The following is a 15,305-nucleotide window of genomic DNA, read 5'->3' on the forward strand; positions in this document are numbered from 1 at the left end:
TTAGTCGCTGTAGTGTTTAAGCGAATATTCCGAATATTTAAAATCATTAACATCATCAATATCAGTGGAACGAGACTTAGGCATCAATGACGCTCTAATTTGCGGCGTCAAAACCGCATTTGCTTTAAACAAAGTACTGATGGAGGCAACATAAACCGCCCCATTCAACCGATACTCCTTCCGATAATCCTGAGAGCGCTTCCCAGAGGGCGCTATCCCCTCTAGCAGTCCACCCTCACTTATCGTCCCAACCCAGGCTGTCGGATGATCAACCTCACAAACCGTCACAACCGTATCTTCACACCCACCTTCACGATAAATACTCAAAGCAGCCCGAATATCATCAGCATTACGAAGGGGCGAAGTCGGCTGCAATAAAACCAATGTTTTCGGATCATGCCCTGCCCCCTGCTCCGCTTGTACCGCATCAATCAGTACATCAGCGGAAGAAGCAGTATCGGTAGCCAACTCGCCCGGCCGCTTGTAGGCAATCACACCCTGACTTTCATATTGCCGGGCAATCGCCAGAATCTCCTCATCGTCGCTGGTCACCATAATCCGCGCGTTCAGCTTCGCTTCCAGCGCCGCTTCAATCGTCCAGCAAATCAGGGGCTTCCCGCCGAGGGGCAGTACATTCTTGCGAGGGAGCCGCTTACTCCCGCCCCGAGCGGGGATTACAACGAGAATTTCGCCTGTATCAGCCATTCAATCGGTCCTGCACTTCCGTTTGCGCCTTATGAAAATCATCCATCCGCCCGATATCCAGCCAATACTCATGAATCGGGAACATGTTCACGGCTTTACCGCCGTCAATCTGCCGTTCCAGCAACGTTGGCATATCAACCCGGGTGCCAGGCTCCACACTTTTCACCAGCGCCGGATCCAGCAGGTAGATACCCGCGTTTACAAAGAATCGGTGAACCGGCTTCTCAACCATGGAATTAATCTGAGTGCCCTCACCGGTAATCACGCCATAGGGCACTTGGTGCTCGTATTCCCGCACACACATGGTGGCCACACCGCTATGGGTCTCGTGGAATTCCAGGAAGCTGTGCAGGTTCAAAGAGGTCAGCAGGTCTCCATTCATCATAAACAGCGGTTGGTCAATCTCATCGTGCGGAAGCAAGCCCAGCGCGCCGCCGGTGCCCAGAGGCTCTTCTTCGTGAACGTACTGTATGCTCACGCCCCACTTCTCACCGTTGCCAAAGTAATCACGAATCACTTCCGGCATGTAGTGGGTTGAGATATAGAAGCGATGGAAACCGGCCTCGACAAAGTTCAGCAGGATTTGCTCAAGGATCGGCTTATCCCCCACTTTGAGCATTGGCTTCGGGCAGTTTTTGGTCAGTGGCCTCAATCGCGTGCCGAACCCACCCGCCATCAAGAACACGGGGTTGTCGTGGCGGTGCTTGTTCAGGATGTCATGTAAGTTGGCCAGTCCGACAAGTTGCCCCTCGCTATCGACAAGAGGAAGCTGCAGCAGCTCATGCTGCTCCATAACCGCCAGAATGCGGTTCTCCGTCCAGGATTGCTCGGCCGTCTTGGGCTGGGGATTCATCACCTGAGTAACAGGCGTTTCCAACGGCAAGTGTTTAAGCAGCGCTCTACGCACGTCACCGTCAGTCAGGGTTCCCAATAATTTGCCGTTTGCATCCACAACCAATGCGATACGCAGGGCTGCCCTGTCCAGAACTTCAATGGCCTGTTCCAGGGTAACGTCACTGTTTACAAGGGCTTTGCGCCAGGGCTTCATGGATTGCTCCGCGGGTTACGAGAAGTCATTAACTGACAGGTTATAAAACTGTTTCTTGCGAATGTTTTCCAGAGGGAACTCTGCCAGCACGTTGACGATGGCTTCACTAGCTCCGCCGTTCCCGTACGGATTTGAGACAGACGTAAGGCCAGATTGAAATGCCTTTGAATAAAGGGTTTGCAACGCAGCCTGAATGGACTCACGGTTCGGCTCGCAGTCAATCACACTGTTCGCTTTTAGCCGACCTTTCTGGCGATCGCCGATATTCACCGTGCCGATGTTGAAGGATGGCGCTTCGGCCAGGCCACTGGAGGAGTTTCCGACTACCCCATCTATCTGCGCCAGGCAGGAGAAGTAGCGGAGTTGGCCGAGTGACGTATACACCTTCGCATTCGGGTGCGCTTGGACGAACTCCCGCACCAGGGCACTGAGTTCCCGCCAGCCAGTATCGGCGTTCGGCATGGTAAAAATCAGGGTGGTATCTTTCAGCTCATCCAGCGCTGCCAACAACTCACGCATCTGGCCCGCGGAACTGTCGTCCCCCTCAAGCGTCACCGGGTGGAAGGTAACCAGCAGGTTTCTTTCACCGAGGGTAAGCTCAAGGGACTTTTCCAACTCTTCACGGCTGAGCAGTTTGATGCGCTTGATCGCATCGATCCCCATGCCACCAACGTTGAACACCCGGTCCGGATGCTCCCCCAGTTGAATCACCCGCTGGCGATATTCATCTGCCGCTACAAAGTGAAGGTGGGACATTTTGGTAATGGAGTGGCGAATGGCTTCGTCAAACGCACCTTCGGTGGTCTCGCCACCATGCAGGTGGGCAACGGGAAGGCCTGCAATCATAGCGGCCGAGGTAGCCGCGAAAATCTCGAAACGGTCACCCAGCACCACCACAATATCCGGTGCCAGGCGCTCATAGGCATCGGCAAAACCGATCACACCCAGCCCCATGGATTTAGTCACCGCGGTGTTGGTGTCTGAGCTCAGGAGCATTTCCACCCTTGCATCAATCTCAAAGCCAGCCTCTTCGATTTCGCGGTAGGTGGAACCGAACTCGGGAGACAGGTGCATACCCGTCGCAACCACTTGGAGCTCGAGTTCCGGGTGGTTTTGAATTTCGCCCATCAGCCAACGCAACAAGCCGAACTCCGCCCTTGTACCAGTGACAACACAGATCTTGCGAGTCATAACTCGATCAACTCGTCTTCACTGAAATCACGAGGCGCCGTTCGACCGATGACTGCATCCCACTGCATGGGTGAAATGCCGGTGCCCGGGCGTTTCACCATCAGGTTATCTTCGCTAAACGCTTCACCCGCCTTGATGGGCCGAGCTGCCACCAGGGATTTGCGGGCAATGGGTTTGTTCTTGAGCTCACTGGGGCTTGGGCGCTTTATACCATCTCCCAATGCCCTCTCAATATCCCGGATGCCTTGCACCATGGCTTTCAGCTCATCGGGCTCCAGGCTGGCGCGATGGTCCGGCCCTGGCAGAGTGCGATCCAGCGTAAAGTGCTTTTCGATCACTGTCGCACCCAAGGCTACCGCTGCAATTGGTACTTCTATACCCGTCGTGTGGTCCGAGTAACCCACGGATACACCAAACGCTTTGCCAATGTTGACCATGGCGCGCAGGTTTACATCTTCCATAGGCGTTGGGTATTCGGTGGTGCAATGCAGAACGGTGATGTTGTCTCTCGGTGTGCCGCCCTGTTCCAACACATCTATTGCCGTTTCAATCTCGCCCAAGTTCGCCATGCCGGTTGAGAGCAGCACGTGCTTCCCGTGGCGGGTTAGATAGCGCAGGTAGGGGAGGTTTGTGAGTTCGCCTGAGGGCACCTTAACAATCTTCGTGCCGCCCAACTCCTCGAGCAAATCAACGCTGTCTTTGTCAAAGGCTGTAGAGAAAAAACCGATACCTTGTTTTTCGCATTCCGCAATCAGCTCAAGATGGTTTTCGCGGGTTAACTCCAGTTTGCGCACCATGTCCTGCTGAGACTCTTCCGGATCTGTGGCACCTATCTGGTACTCAGCCTTGGGCGCGCTTCGGGAGATGATATTGGCAGCGATAAATGTTTGAAACTTTACGAGATCCGCTCCGGCTTCTGCAGCAGCCGCAATCAGTTTTTTTGCCAGCGCCATATCACCGTTATGATTAACACCTGCTTCCGCAATAATAAGCGTTCTCATTTGACCCTCTTTGCAGGTACACCCGCATACACCGCATTTGCTTCGCAATCTCGAGTAACAACCGCGCCCGAACCCACCACGGTGTTTTCGCCAACCACGCGCTTCACGGTATTGTTGCCCTGATTAATAACAGCGCCTGCGCCTACCCAGCTTCCTCTGTGTAAATGAACATTGCCTGAGAGGTTTGCACCCGGCGCCACGTGAACATAACCATCCACAATGCAATCGTGGGCGATGGTCACGTTCTGATTGAAAATGCAGAAATCACCTGCGGCTATGCCGCTGGTGAAACGCGCGCCAGCGGCAACAATGGTACCTTTACAGCGATCAAGCACTTCCCGCTGTCCAAAGCCAAAGGTCGCGCTGGGGTGTATCAGGTTGGTGAACCCAAGCGTGTCTTTAAAACGTTCTGCAATGGCTTTGCGGATGTTATTTTCACCGACGCCAATCACAAAGGGCATATTGGCATAATGCCCGACATCCTGTTCCAGAATAGCCTGCGCTGAAAAGCTCCACGCACGTAATTCAGCCTCATCCCGAGCTACATAAAAAGGCTCAAGGCCGAGAGCCCATGCAATATCGCCAGCCTCCCGGGCCATGCCGGACGTTCCAAAAATCCCGATCCGGGTCATCGACGTCATTTCGTTACAACACTACTGGGTAAATTAACCACCCGAGCTTCCAGCCACTCCGAATTACTGAGATCACCACGGCGACAGCTCTGATACATGGCAAGGTGGTTCATCAATGCCCAGATGGGCCGGGTCATTACCCCTTGCTGGTTGGTGGTTTCAAGTAACTCGTCTCTGTGTGCTTTGTCCTCACAGATAACGGCGTTCAGCCAGTAATTCGAGCGGCAGTCTGCGGGTTCTTTTACGAACGCCAGGTTTGTGTCTGCGAAAAACGCTTCGTAGGCCTTGGCTAGCGCCCGTTTCGCCACAATTAAGGTTTCGAGCTGTTCCAGCTGGGCGCATCCCAGTGCCGCGTTCAGGTTCGGTAAACGGTAGTTGTAACCCAACTCGTCGTGAATGTACTCAAAGGGGTGAGGCTTCTTGGCGGTGGTGGTCAGATGCTTGGCGCGAGCGGCCAGCTCTTCACCGGCGAGAATCATACCTCCGCCACCGGTGGTCATGATTTTGTTGCCGTTGAAGCTGAGCGTGCCCACTGTGCCGAAAGTCCCGGTGTGCAGCCCTTTGTAAAAGCTACCCAGAGATTCCGCTGCATCCTCTACTAGCGCGATATTCCAGCGGCGGGTTACCGCTGACAGGCCATCGAGATCTGCGGGGTGACCGAAGGTGTGCATGGGTACGCAGGCCCGGATAACCTTGTCGTCTACGCGAGCACGGCACACGCCCGCAGCATCCAACATTGCATTCTCGTCCAGCCAGGCTTCAAGTGCCTTGGTAGACAACCCCAGGGTATCGCGGTCTACGTCGATAAAAACGGGTTCGGCGTTGCAGTAGGCAATGGCGTTACAGGTGGCAACGAACGTAAGCGGTTGTGTGACAACCAAGTCACCTGCCTCTACTCCGGCAAGCTTCAGCGCAATGTGTAGTGCCGCAGTGCCGTTTACCGTGGCCACGGCCTTTGGGGACCCGGTGTAACCAGCCATATCCTGCTCAAACCGGTCCACATAGGCGCCCACGCTGGAAACAAAGGTGGACTCGATGGTGTCTGCCACATATTCCTTTTCACGGCCAAGAAACACCGGGGCGTGGAGCGGAATAAACTCGCTGGTTCCGAAATAGTCTCGGACAAATCGGATCAGTTGGTCGCTCAAAGCTGCCTCACATTTTGCTGTCAAGATATTTGCCGGTTTCTTTATGCCCGAAATCGGGAATCATGCGGTAGAAAATATCAACCAGCTCTTGTTTGCCCCAACTCAGGTCTCGCTTCATCGAAGTGATACGCTCTTCAAATTCGACCAGCAAATGCTCGTCAAAGTCTGCCTCGTTTTTGATGATCCCGAGGCTCTCGAAACGAGCCATGTCCAGAGTTTCCTGATCGGTGAAAAATTCTTCAAAATCTTTTTCACCCGTCGTGTCGCTGCCAGTAAACAGGCACGGCCATTTTCCTTGCTCCGGAAGCGTTTTTGCCAGCTCCCGCGCTTCGTCCTCTGTATTGCACAACACCGGCTCATAGCCCTTCGCTGCAAGGTATTTCACAGCAATGTCGGCAAACGAGATCAAGTGAAGTTCTTCGCTGAGTTTCGGGAAGAAAATGTCTCGATTGTCTCCGAAGATACAGGACATCAGGCACAGCTCACCGGATTCCTTTGGCGTGACAAAGTAACGACGAACATCATTCGGCGCCACAATTGGCTGACGTTTTTCCAGGCGCTGGTTAAAACCATGCAGCAGAGAGCCATCAGAAAACGCCACATTGGCGAAGCGCGCGGTGGAGATGTCCATTTGCAGGCTTCTGCGCATCAGGAACATTTCCATGATGCGCTTGGACGCGCCCATCATGTTGACGGGGTTGGCAGCCTTATCGGTAGAGACACAGAAATACTTCTTTACCCCCGCATCTATAGCCTGGCGCAGGGTTTTGTCAGTATTGAAAACGTTAACATCCACCATCCGCATGAGGGTGTATGGATCTTTCTCGCTGCGCACGTGTTTGAGGGCGGAGAGGTTCAGGATGTAATCGTAACCACCGTCTGCCTTGAAGAAGGCATCGTACTCAACTGAGCCGATATCCAGCGCAAAGGTACGGAAATCTCCGGGGATATAGCCGAAGCTGCTTCGGATATCACGCACAAGTTCGACCAGGTTGTTTTCGCTGATGTCCACCACGTGGAGCTTGGCCGGATTGCGTTTGAAAATTTCTTTGGTGACAGCCTGGCCTATGGAGCCGGCACCGCCCAGGACCAGGAAGCGGGAGTTGCTGACGATTTCAGATAGCGGGTTTTCTTGGGCTTTGATGTCGGCGGAGAAGAGTTCTTTTTCTCGGCCGATTAAGCTTAAAGTTGAGTCCATTGTGTTCCCTTAAAACGCTTTATATATTGTCCAGCTTTATATATTGTCCAGCTTTATAAAGCATGCTCGGCCATACGTTGGAATATCGCGTTTCTTAAAGCAAGTTCATCGTAGGTGCCTTGATCGGTTACTTCACCTTTTTCCAGTAAGTATATGGAGTCGCACTGACGAACAGTGGCAAGACGGTGGGCGATCATGATGATAGTTTTCTTGCCTGAGAAATCGTGGATAGCGTCCATTATGAGCTTTTCCGTGATGCCATCCAGGGCACTGGTGGCTTCGTCCAGAATAAGCACATCTGCATCATGATAAAGAGCGCGAGCGATACCAATACGCTGCCGTTGCCCCCCTGAAAGCTGCACTCCCCGCTCCCCGACCCGGGTATTCAATCCGTCAGGGAGCTCCGCCAGTAGCTCATCGAGGTGAGCCATAGTGGCGGCCCGCTGAACCTTCTCGTCATCAACCAGTTCCGATGGCAGGCCGAAGGCAATGTTCTCGCGGATGCTGCTGTCTGCAAGAAAGATGGATTGGGGTACAAAGCCCAAGGAGTTCTGCCAAGCACGCAGTTGCTGCTTCGTAATCGGGTTACCATCTATCAGTAGCTCACCTTTTTCCGGCTGAATCAGGCCCAGTAGGAGATCAATCGCCGTGGATTTACCAGAGCCGGAGGCGCCGACCAGACCGATTACTTGGTTGGCGCCAATGGTCATCGTTAAATACCGGAGCGCTGGTTCTGTCTTACCGGGATAGGTGAACTGTACATTCTTGAGCTCTATGGACCTAGTAGGCGTTAAATGTTCGGTCGTATTGTCAGCCGGCGTTAGCAGCCGTGTTGCGGTTGAACTGGCACTCAAGTCGTCCCGGAGCCCTTCGAATGCCGGTAAATTGCCCCGTATGACGGATATGCTACTGTAGATCTGCTGGAACGCCGGCAGTAGTTTGAACCCTGCCAAGGCGTAGACTGACAGCAGGGGCAGAATGGTCCCTAGGTTGCCGTCGTGAGCCGCCAGCAGATAAAGAATCAGGAAGATTACGCTGCCAAAGGCCACCAACTCCATAACGAAGCGTGGCACCTGGCTTATTACCTGGTTTTTGCCTTGGGCATCAGCAAATCGTGTGCTGGCCTGGCCAAACCTGTCAGTAAATGCCTGTTGTCGACCGAGCAGAAGCGCATCTTTGATGCCACCGAAGCCTTCACCCATGAGTTTGAACCGCAGGCGCTGGGCTGCGGTAATGGTTCCGCCGTTTCTGATCAGCCGATGGCGTAAGATTCGGTACATGGCCATGTAGGCCACAGCGAAAATGACTAATCCTGTTATCGCTACAGCCGGGTTGAAAATAAAGATGGCAATCGCCATCAGTGCAGCCATCACGACACGGGCATTCATCTGCATTAAAGGGTGGATGATTCCGCCGGTAATTCGCCCACATTCCTGTGCGATCTGGTTGGTGAGCTGGCTGCTACTGCCGCTGGCGTGGAACAGCCAGGGTTGGTGCATGTAGTGCTTGTAAAGCCGACTGCTCAGTTCCGCGCCCACCCGTGCGCCGTACATAGACAGGCGCCAGATGGTGAACATGGAGATGAGTGCGGCGATGGTCAGCGCTACCAACACGCCGATGCCTGTCCAGAACAGGAAGATTCTGGGGTCTTCAAGGCCGCTTAAGCGGTACAGGTCGCCGACTATGCCGTCGCTCTGCAGTTGGCTCATGTCACCCACCAGGGCCATGAAAGGGCCGATGGAGAGTACGCTGCCCAGCTCTGCGAAGGCCATGAGGACTACCAGGAACTGGAGCCTGCGGAGCTTTTTGCGCTGGTCTTCGGTTAGGAGGGAGTAGAGTTCTTTTAGCTGACTGAACATTAGTGGTGCTTTTTTTGGTGATTGGCGCTGGCTTTGGGTGGGGTCTGACCTCGTAGGGTCAGACCCCTTTATAGATTGCTGGTTGTGGGGGTTCTGGTCTTTGTCCGTGAGCGACTGTGAGCGTCCGTGGCCGAAAAGCGTTTCTTTACGTGTTTTTCCGTGGTTTTCGTGGCAAAAAACGCATTTAGTCCAGATTCACTGCTGAGCGGAGTCTTTGCCTACTACATTAAAAATCGAGACGTCGATGTTGCCGTTTTTCAGAGTTTCTCTCCCGCTCATGGCGACTCGGCTTTCGTTGACAAATGCGACCATCACTTCATCAAAGATCTCTGCGAAAACGAACATACGTGGTCTTTGTGATCGGAGGTCTGGCGAAGAGTGAACCTGAAGTTGTCGCGGTCCATTTCCGATGCCAGGCCTTCCAAGGTGGTGATTTATTCTTCTTTTATTCTCACGGCCTGAAGCACTCGTTTTACGCGCTTGGATGTTTCTCTGCCAACCCGATAGGTTTCATCAACTTTCTCTAAAATGGTTCCGCTCACCTTAAACTCTGTAACAATGCCGGACAACAGTGGCACCAGTTTTTTCAGCGCTTCCAGAAGCTCAATTTCGAGTGTTTCGAGCTCGGAATCGGTATCGTCAGTGCCTGACGCACGGCGAATAGCAAATTCTAGGGCACTGCCAATTTGAGGCATTTCCGCATCTGCGTCGTCTTGTAGTAGGCACTCCTGCAAGTCTTCAGGAAGACTGAACGCCACTTCGAGCTTGTTGTAGGCAAAATGTTGTATGGGCAGATCGTAGAAACGCAATGCCGATTGCAGGTGAGGCCAAAGCATTCGCCCTTTCTCTGGCAATACGGATTCGGGTAAGCCACTCAGGGTTGATCGCCAGGCCTGTTGAGGGACCGGCGCATGATTAGCCTGAACACTCATACTATGAGTTGGTCTACCGCTCTTCGGACGCTGACTGTGCCCTTCTCAAGCTGGCTGACAATTTTATCGCTGGTCGGTGCCACCAAATATCGGGCATGCTAATCATCTTCGTCTACTAGCATCACCAGCGATCTATACGGACCGGTTTCAGCAGTGAACAGTCTTGGGCCGTCAACGTCTATCGAAACATCCGGAATTTCAACTATTTGAAGATTACCGGGGTCACAAGTAAGAACTTTGATTTGTCAGTCCGTTGTTAAACCTTGCAGCTATTAGTGAAGGCGACGAGGCCCTTGTAGATTATTCAGATTGGAGCTTTTACTCGGATTTATAGGAGTAGTTGTAGTAACCGTAGTAGCCGTAGCTTGTTGCGGCTTTCTTTTCCATGGCGTTGAGAATCGTACCTTTTAAGGTAACGCCACCAGTCGCCAGGCGGTTTTCGGCTATCTGAATTTCTTTTGCCGTATTTTGCCCGAACCTCACCACCATGAGCGTGGTACTGCATTGTTTGCCGATAATGGCCGCGTCAGTTACCGCAAGGATCGGCGGGGTATCGATAATAACGAGATCAAAGTTCTCGCTTAAATAAAACAGAAACGCAGTGAACCTTGCGTTCATGAGTAGCTCTGAGGGATTAGGTGGTGCACTGCCGCGGCTTACCCAGCTAAGACCTTCAACGTCCGATTGGCGAACGGCTTGATCGAACTCAAGCTTGCCAGCTAGCACATCAGACAGGCCATTCTGAGAATCCTGCTTAAACGTGTCGTGCACATGGCCTTTACGCATATCGGCATCCACAACAACAACTGTTTGTCCCGCCTGCGCGCAGACGGCTGCCAAATTAGCAGAGATGAAGCTTTTACCGATGCCTGGACTGGGGCCAGTGACAACCAAAAGATTATCGCTACCATCCATCATCGCAAAGTGCAGCGATGTACGTAGTCCGCGAATAGCTTCTATAGAGAGATCTGCGGGATTACGAGCAGCCAAAAGGCCTTGCGTTGCCTTCCGTTTACCCCTTTTAGAGTTGCGAAGACTCTCTTCCTCAGAAAGGGGAACAGTGGCATACACGGGCAGATCTATTTCCTCCAATTGTTCTGGCGACACGATACCGCGGTTAAACGCCGAGCGCAGCAGCACAATAACCATAGCCAGCAAAAGGCCGCTCATGCCAGCTACAGCGACAACCAAGTTACGTTTTGGCGCCACCTGGCCTTGTACCACAGCATCATCCAGTATTCGAACATTGCCGACAGTACCAGCCCGAGCCAGGCGTAGCTCCTGCATACGGTTGAGCAATTGTACATAGATTTCCTGAGTGACCTGGACATCTCGGCTCAGGCGGAGAATTTGTTGTTGCGTTTCCGGAAGGTTCTCGGTGCGCTCCTCAAGTCTCGCTTTTTCTCTCAGCAGTTGTTCTTTCTTCTCCAACAAGGAACGATACACCGGGTGATTAGGGGTGAATCGCCTAGCCAGTTCCGCTTCCTGGAGCTGAAGCTCATTCAGGCTTGCTTCGATACTGACCAAACCATTCAATGCATTCTGAGTTTCAAAGCTTAGGTCAATACTGTCGCTTTGGAGCCGGTATTCGTTCAGGCGGTTTTCTGCTTCATTGAGCTGAGCCCTTACCTGCGGCGCCTGCTCTTCCAAGAACTCGAGACTTTTGTCGGCCTCCGCTGCCTGTCGAGCAATGTTTTGGGTTAAGAAAACATTGGTGGTGGCGTTCAGGCTTTGCACCAATTCGCTTTGATCTGGCCCACTAATGTTGAGCTGGAGTATGCCGGTGTCTCTTCCTCGGGGCTGAATGGTTAATCTGCTTTGTAAATTGCGAATTGCTGCAAGTTGGCTTCGCTTTATAACGGTGAAGGTGGCACCGGCCGGCGCATTAAGTTCACTGACCACCAATTCGAACCAAGGACTCTCCAAAGCAAGCTTTTGGTTAATCAGGCCCCTGCCCAGCTCATTACCCTCGGCGTCCGATAACGTATACCTGCCTGCGCCCTCGGAACGAATAGTCAGTTCCAGAGTATTGCTATTGTGGCTCGTTACAAGTTCGCGAATTTTGAGAGTTTCACCGGACCATACCGTGGGGCTACCCTCTGCAAATCCGGGGCGCTGGATTCCGCGGCGCAAAAGCCAATCGCCAATTACCGGCCAAGTATGGGGTACGATCTGTAGATCCAAGTCTGTCTGACTAACAACTTGGCCCAGGATAAGGCGAGACTGGAGTATCTCCACCTCAGTGTTAGTGCTCGGCTCCCTATTTCCCAACACTTGTGCCATATCAGCGCCGGGAATGGTGCCGGATTTCTGCTCTACCTGCACTAACGCATCGGCCCTATATATCGGAGTAGAGAGAGCCGCATAGGCTAAACCAGCCACTGCAAAGATGACAGTCAGGGCGACAATAAAATATTTGTGGTCCCAAAGACTGCCCAGCAAAAAGCCGATGTCGATTTCGTCGTTATCTTGGGCCGGATCGCGACGGTCTGCTGGTGTCTTACGTGCTTGAGTCATTCGGAGCTCTTAAAACTATTTCAAGCGGGGAAGCCAAGCATTTACAGCGTCATCGAGTAATTGATGAACGTGCGCAAACGCTTCGCGACTTTTTTTGTAGGGGTCTGGAATATCAGGCCGGCCAGGGAGCCAGTGACCAATCAGCATCGTTTTACCGGAGGCCGCTGGGTCCTGCTCAGCTACCCGAGTTCTCTGCCCTTCGCTCATTACCAGAATTAGGTCCGCATCCCTGAACATGGATATCGTCGCCTGCCGAGCGCTATGCCGGCTTACGTCCAAACCTGATTGCAGAGCCAGCTCGGCCGCGATAGGGTCTGCCGGGTGGTCCACTAGCGCGCCCAATCCAGCCGACTCTATTTTTTTACTTGGCAGACCCGCCCTTAGCATGGCCTCAGCCACTGGGCTGCGGCAAATGTTACCGGTGCAGAGTACAAGTATGCGATTAAACATGCTGATGCCCTACTCAAACAAGTTGACGGCGCGATCGCCGAGAAATAGGGCCGTGAAAGAAGGCACGAGCAGAGAGACCACTCGGTTCCAGCGGGCCAGAGGTGCGGCTGTCACGTACACAAGATCACGATTTTCCAGAGTAAAGCTATCCGCCACAACCATAGCAGTCGCGTCTTTCAAATTAAGCTGAAACAGATCAATAAGGTGATCACTGTCGAGATTTGCCTCCGGAGAGCGCCTTATGACAAAGACTCCGGTCGCGCTCGACTGCCGCTCGTTCAACCCGCCAACATTTGATATTGCCTCAGCCAGCGTGAGGCCGTTGCGCCCCATCGGCAGCGTCCGGGTTCTATTGACTTCGCCCAACACGAAGACCTTTCGATCATCGCCGAGCGGAACGTTGACCACATCCCCGCTTTTTAACAACACGTTATGAGAAACGTCGCCCCGTTCAAGCACATCTTTAAGGGAGAGCCTATAATCTTTACCCTTGCGGGTAAGGATGACATTTCTCCAATCACCGTTCGGCTCTACACCGCCTGCTTGGCTGATTGCATCCACAAGACGCGTTGGCACGTTCGTTAACGGATATACCCCAGGAGTTTCCACAGCGCCGCTTACATAGATACGCTGACTACGAAAAGCCGCGATGGAGACATCGACCTGAGGATTTTCAAGGAACCTGCTAAGGCGATTGGAAACTTCTTCTCGCACTTCTTGCGCTGTTCTGCCTTCAACGTCTACATAACCGATGTACGGATAATAGATACTGCCGTTTTCGTTAACGACGTTTCCAGATTCCTGACTGCTGCGTTCACCACCGGCTGGAATAGTCAGTTCAGGGTGATCCCAAACGGTAATCTGCAGCACATCACCAATACCAATACGGTATTGGTACTGGCTGTCGTCAAGGAGAATTTCCTCTGGAGGGGGGGCAACGCTTGCTGCGACTGCGTTTTTCAGATGCTTTGGCCCAATCCTCTCGACCCTGACCAAACCAGTTAGAGACTCGGATTCTGGCACCTGGTATTCCGGATTCCAGCCCGACGTGTTTATGTGAGAACCCGGAGCGTAGGCGCACCCCTGCAAAACAAACAAAGCGAAAACCGGGAGAAACGATAACTTCATGGGACAAGCGGACGGTTGGCTGATTTTTTGATGGGGCTGATGGTAACCCGTTTTCTTACAAAACACACGTAAACGGGAACCGATCCGAGAACTAAGCGTCAAAATTGGTACTGCCAGGTTGCGGAAGCTGCGACTCGATCCAATTTTCCACCAACCAGTTCGATGCGATCATCCGCAACCTGTACATTTAAAGACAGCTGGCCTGCCGGCAATGGAGTTTTCACGCCAAAGTCTAACAAGAACAGCTCTTGCCCGAGTGCTGGAATCACATAATTCACTTGAGGTTTTGGCCGAACGGCTCGTGAAACTCCGTCTCGGTTTAGTTCAGCGTATGTTAGCGATGCAGAAAATGTCATGCCTTGGGGGAGGAAATGATAGACACCTAGCGTTGTGGCAATCGCGTCGCCGTCAACGCTGGCGGCCATGTTTCGGCCGTAGTATCGGTACCCCGTTCTGTAATTGAAGTGCTCGTATGAAATATTCGGCAGAGAATCTCCGAGAAAATCGTCTGCCAATGTGTTCACATACTCAACAAACCACTGCTGATTGGCACCGAACACAGAGGTTGTCCAATCCAGACCAAACAGCCATGATTTCTTGCCAGGAAACGAACCCGCTTCGTCCTCACCCATCATTTGAGTATACAAGCCTGCGGATTGATCTCCGAGTGCGAACCCATAGCGAAGGTCAATACTGCCAAGCTGATTACCCGGGTCGTTATCGCCACCATCTTGGCTATTATCTCGCCCAATCAGCGCATCCCAAAGCGCTGAACGATCGTTTGGCCTGCCTTCACCGGCAAACATGATGGTCCTTGACAGGCCGATGTCCAGCCCATCAACCGGCCGCATAGTAAACCGCATTCCAATCAGAGCTGGTTCGGAAACCGCTCTTTCTTTCTCGAGCTGCCCCACAAACGCTGTGAAATTCCACGGCCCAATCCACCTCAACCAAGACGTCTCAGGCTCTGCATCTGTTTTTCGATTTACCCAGACGGAAGGCACTGGGCGAGCGTTGTTCGACAAAATCAAACTGCTTTGCCAACCAGGGCCCCACCAGCGATCTATAGCACCTACACCGACAACTAAGTTCCCTAAAGTGCCGGCAAGATAGGAACCGTCGAGGCGGAAAGATTCATCGTCTTCTGGGTCTGCGACGCCGGTGACATTCACACCAAGTGCCCAATGGCCCTGCTGTATCTCATAGCCAAGCGTGAGCTCTCCATCATTTTGAACCGCTGGTTCGAAACCCTGCACTAACTTTGGTGCGCTAGCACCGGACAAGCGCACAACGCCGCGGCTTCCGTTTGCAAAGTCGCTTGCTTTCAGTCTGGAGAGTCGCCCTCCAACCAGTGCACTAGAACCAGAAAGATCAGCAATAGCCACTTTTGAGGAGGCATTAATCGCGGGCCACATGATCGGCCAGGTAGAAGTGGTCAAGGAGGCATCTCCCCGATCAACACGCTTTTGAAGTTCGTGCCTTGCCTGCGCATCTCC

At 52.8% G+C, this 15,305-nt stretch carries 14 protein-coding genes; all 14 read right to left on the minus strand.

Annotated features, from left to right (window positions below):
- Complete coding sequence (locus tag ACTZWX_RS13730) at positions 1 to 705, minus strand: acylneuraminate cytidylyltransferase family protein (protein ID WP_444714408.1); 705 nt, start codon at positions 703 to 705, stop codon at positions 1 to 3.
- Positions 698 to 1,753, minus strand: a complete 1,056-nt coding sequence (locus ACTZWX_RS13735; RefSeq protein WP_444714409.1) for a nucleotidyltransferase family protein — start codon at positions 1,751 to 1,753, stop codon at positions 698 to 700. Before ACTZWX_RS13735 ends, ACTZWX_RS13730 begins: the two co-directional genes overlap by 8 nt.
- 15 nt (positions 1,754 to 1,768) lie before the next feature.
- On the minus strand, positions 1,769 to 2,944 hold the full coding sequence (neuC, locus tag ACTZWX_RS13740) for a UDP-N-acetylglucosamine 2-epimerase (protein WP_444714410.1): 1,176 nt from the start codon (positions 2,942 to 2,944) through the stop codon (positions 1,769 to 1,771).
- Positions 2,941 to 3,945: an N-acetylneuraminate synthase gene (neuB, locus tag ACTZWX_RS13745; protein ID WP_444714411.1), complete on the minus strand. Its 1,005-nt coding sequence runs from the start codon at positions 3,943 to 3,945 to the stop codon at positions 2,941 to 2,943. The genes neuC and neuB overlap by 4 nt, the downstream gene beginning before the upstream one ends.
- Entirely contained in the window at positions 3,942 to 4,586 is a 645-nt protein-coding gene (locus ACTZWX_RS13750; RefSeq protein WP_444714412.1) for a PglD-related sugar-binding protein, read from the minus strand. The genes neuB and ACTZWX_RS13750 overlap by 4 nt, the downstream gene beginning before the upstream one ends.
- Positions 4,583 to 5,749 (minus strand): LegC family aminotransferase, encoded by a 1,167-nt coding sequence (locus ACTZWX_RS13755; RefSeq protein ID WP_444714413.1) that lies wholly within the window; start codon positions 5,747 to 5,749, stop codon positions 4,583 to 4,585. The genes ACTZWX_RS13750 and ACTZWX_RS13755 overlap by 4 nt, the downstream gene beginning before the upstream one ends.
- The gene (locus ACTZWX_RS13760; protein ID WP_444714414.1) at positions 5,733 to 6,923 is read right to left on the minus strand and encodes a UDP-N-acetylglucosamine 4,6-dehydratase; all 1,191 of its coding nucleotides are present in this window, start codon (positions 6,921 to 6,923) and stop codon (positions 5,733 to 5,735) included. The genes ACTZWX_RS13755 and ACTZWX_RS13760 overlap by 17 nt, the downstream gene beginning before the upstream one ends.
- Before the next feature lie 53 nt (positions 6,924 to 6,976).
- Positions 6,977 to 8,782, minus strand: a complete 1,806-nt coding sequence (locus ACTZWX_RS13765) for an ABC transporter ATP-binding protein (protein ID WP_444714415.1) — start codon at positions 8,780 to 8,782, stop codon at positions 6,977 to 6,979.
- Between the two features lie 195 nt (positions 8,783 to 8,977).
- The gene (locus tag ACTZWX_RS13770; protein WP_444714416.1) at positions 8,978 to 9,127 is read right to left on the minus strand and encodes a hypothetical protein; all 150 of its coding nucleotides are present in this window, start codon (positions 9,125 to 9,127) and stop codon (positions 8,978 to 8,980) included.
- Positions 9,128 to 9,216: 89 nt separating this feature from the next.
- Positions 9,217 to 9,714, minus strand: coding sequence for a hypothetical protein (locus ACTZWX_RS13775; protein WP_444714417.1), 498 nt, complete (start codon positions 9,712 to 9,714; stop codon positions 9,217 to 9,219).
- Between the two features lie 318 nt (positions 9,715 to 10,032).
- On the minus strand, positions 10,033 to 12,231 hold the full coding sequence (locus ACTZWX_RS13780) for a polysaccharide biosynthesis tyrosine autokinase (protein ID WP_444714418.1): 2,199 nt from the start codon (positions 12,229 to 12,231) through the stop codon (positions 10,033 to 10,035).
- Positions 12,232 to 12,246: 15 nt separating this feature from the next.
- Positions 12,247 to 12,681, minus strand: coding sequence for a low molecular weight protein-tyrosine-phosphatase (locus ACTZWX_RS13785; protein ID WP_444714419.1), 435 nt, complete (start codon positions 12,679 to 12,681; stop codon positions 12,247 to 12,249).
- Between the two features lie 9 nt (positions 12,682 to 12,690).
- Positions 12,691 to 13,809, minus strand: coding sequence for a polysaccharide export protein (locus ACTZWX_RS13790; RefSeq protein ID WP_444714420.1), 1,119 nt, complete (start codon positions 13,807 to 13,809; stop codon positions 12,691 to 12,693).
- Between the two features lie 98 nt (positions 13,810 to 13,907).
- Entirely contained in the window at positions 13,908 to 15,248 is a 1,341-nt protein-coding gene (locus ACTZWX_RS13795) for a capsule assembly Wzi family protein (RefSeq protein WP_444714421.1), read from the minus strand.
- Positions 15,249 to 15,305: the final 57 nt, after the last annotated feature.

It is taken from the genome of Marinobacter sp. NSM (assembly GCF_052380025.1).
In the GTDB taxonomy this organism is placed as follows: Bacteria; Pseudomonadota; Gammaproteobacteria; order Pseudomonadales; family Oleiphilaceae; genus Marinobacter.

Excerpts from the sequence above, each read along its gene's own strand:
- ACTZWX_RS13730 (WP_444714408.1), bottom strand. The coding sequence starts at position 705 with ATGGCTGATACAGGCGAAATTCTCGTTGTAATCCCCGCTCGGGGCGGG.
- ACTZWX_RS13735 (WP_444714409.1), bottom strand. The coding sequence starts at position 1,753 with ATGAAGCCCTGGCGCAAAGCCCTTGTAAACAGTGACGTTACCCTGGAA.
- neuC (WP_444714410.1), bottom strand. The coding sequence starts at position 2,944 with ATGACTCGCAAGATCTGTGTTGTCACTGGTACAAGGGCGGAGTTCGGC.
- neuB (WP_444714411.1), bottom strand. The coding sequence starts at position 3,945 with ATGAGAACGCTTATTATTGCGGAAGCAGGTGTTAATCATAACGGTGAT.
- ACTZWX_RS13750 (WP_444714412.1), bottom strand. The coding sequence starts at position 4,586 with ATGACGTCGATGACCCGGATCGGGATTTTTGGAACGTCCGGCATGGCC.
- ACTZWX_RS13760 (WP_444714414.1), bottom strand. The coding sequence starts at position 6,923 with ATGGACTCAACTTTAAGCTTAATCGGCCGAGAAAAAGAACTCTTCTCC.
- ACTZWX_RS13765 (WP_444714415.1), bottom strand. The coding sequence starts at position 8,782 with ATGTTCAGTCAGCTAAAAGAACTCTACTCCCTCCTAACCGAAGACCAG.
- ACTZWX_RS13770 (WP_444714416.1), bottom strand. The coding sequence starts at position 9,127 with ATGTTCGTTTTCGCAGAGATCTTTGATGAAGTGATGGTCGCATTTGTC.
- ACTZWX_RS13775 (WP_444714417.1), bottom strand. The coding sequence starts at position 9,714 with ATGAGTGTTCAGGCTAATCATGCGCCGGTCCCTCAACAGGCCTGGCGA.
- ACTZWX_RS13780 (WP_444714418.1), bottom strand. The coding sequence starts at position 12,231 with ATGACTCAAGCACGTAAGACACCAGCAGACCGTCGCGATCCGGCCCAA.
- ACTZWX_RS13785 (WP_444714419.1), bottom strand. The coding sequence starts at position 12,681 with ATGTTTAATCGCATACTTGTACTCTGCACCGGTAACATTTGCCGCAGC.
- ACTZWX_RS13790 (WP_444714420.1), bottom strand. The coding sequence starts at position 13,809 with ATGAAGTTATCGTTTCTCCCGGTTTTCGCTTTGTTTGTTTTGCAGGGG.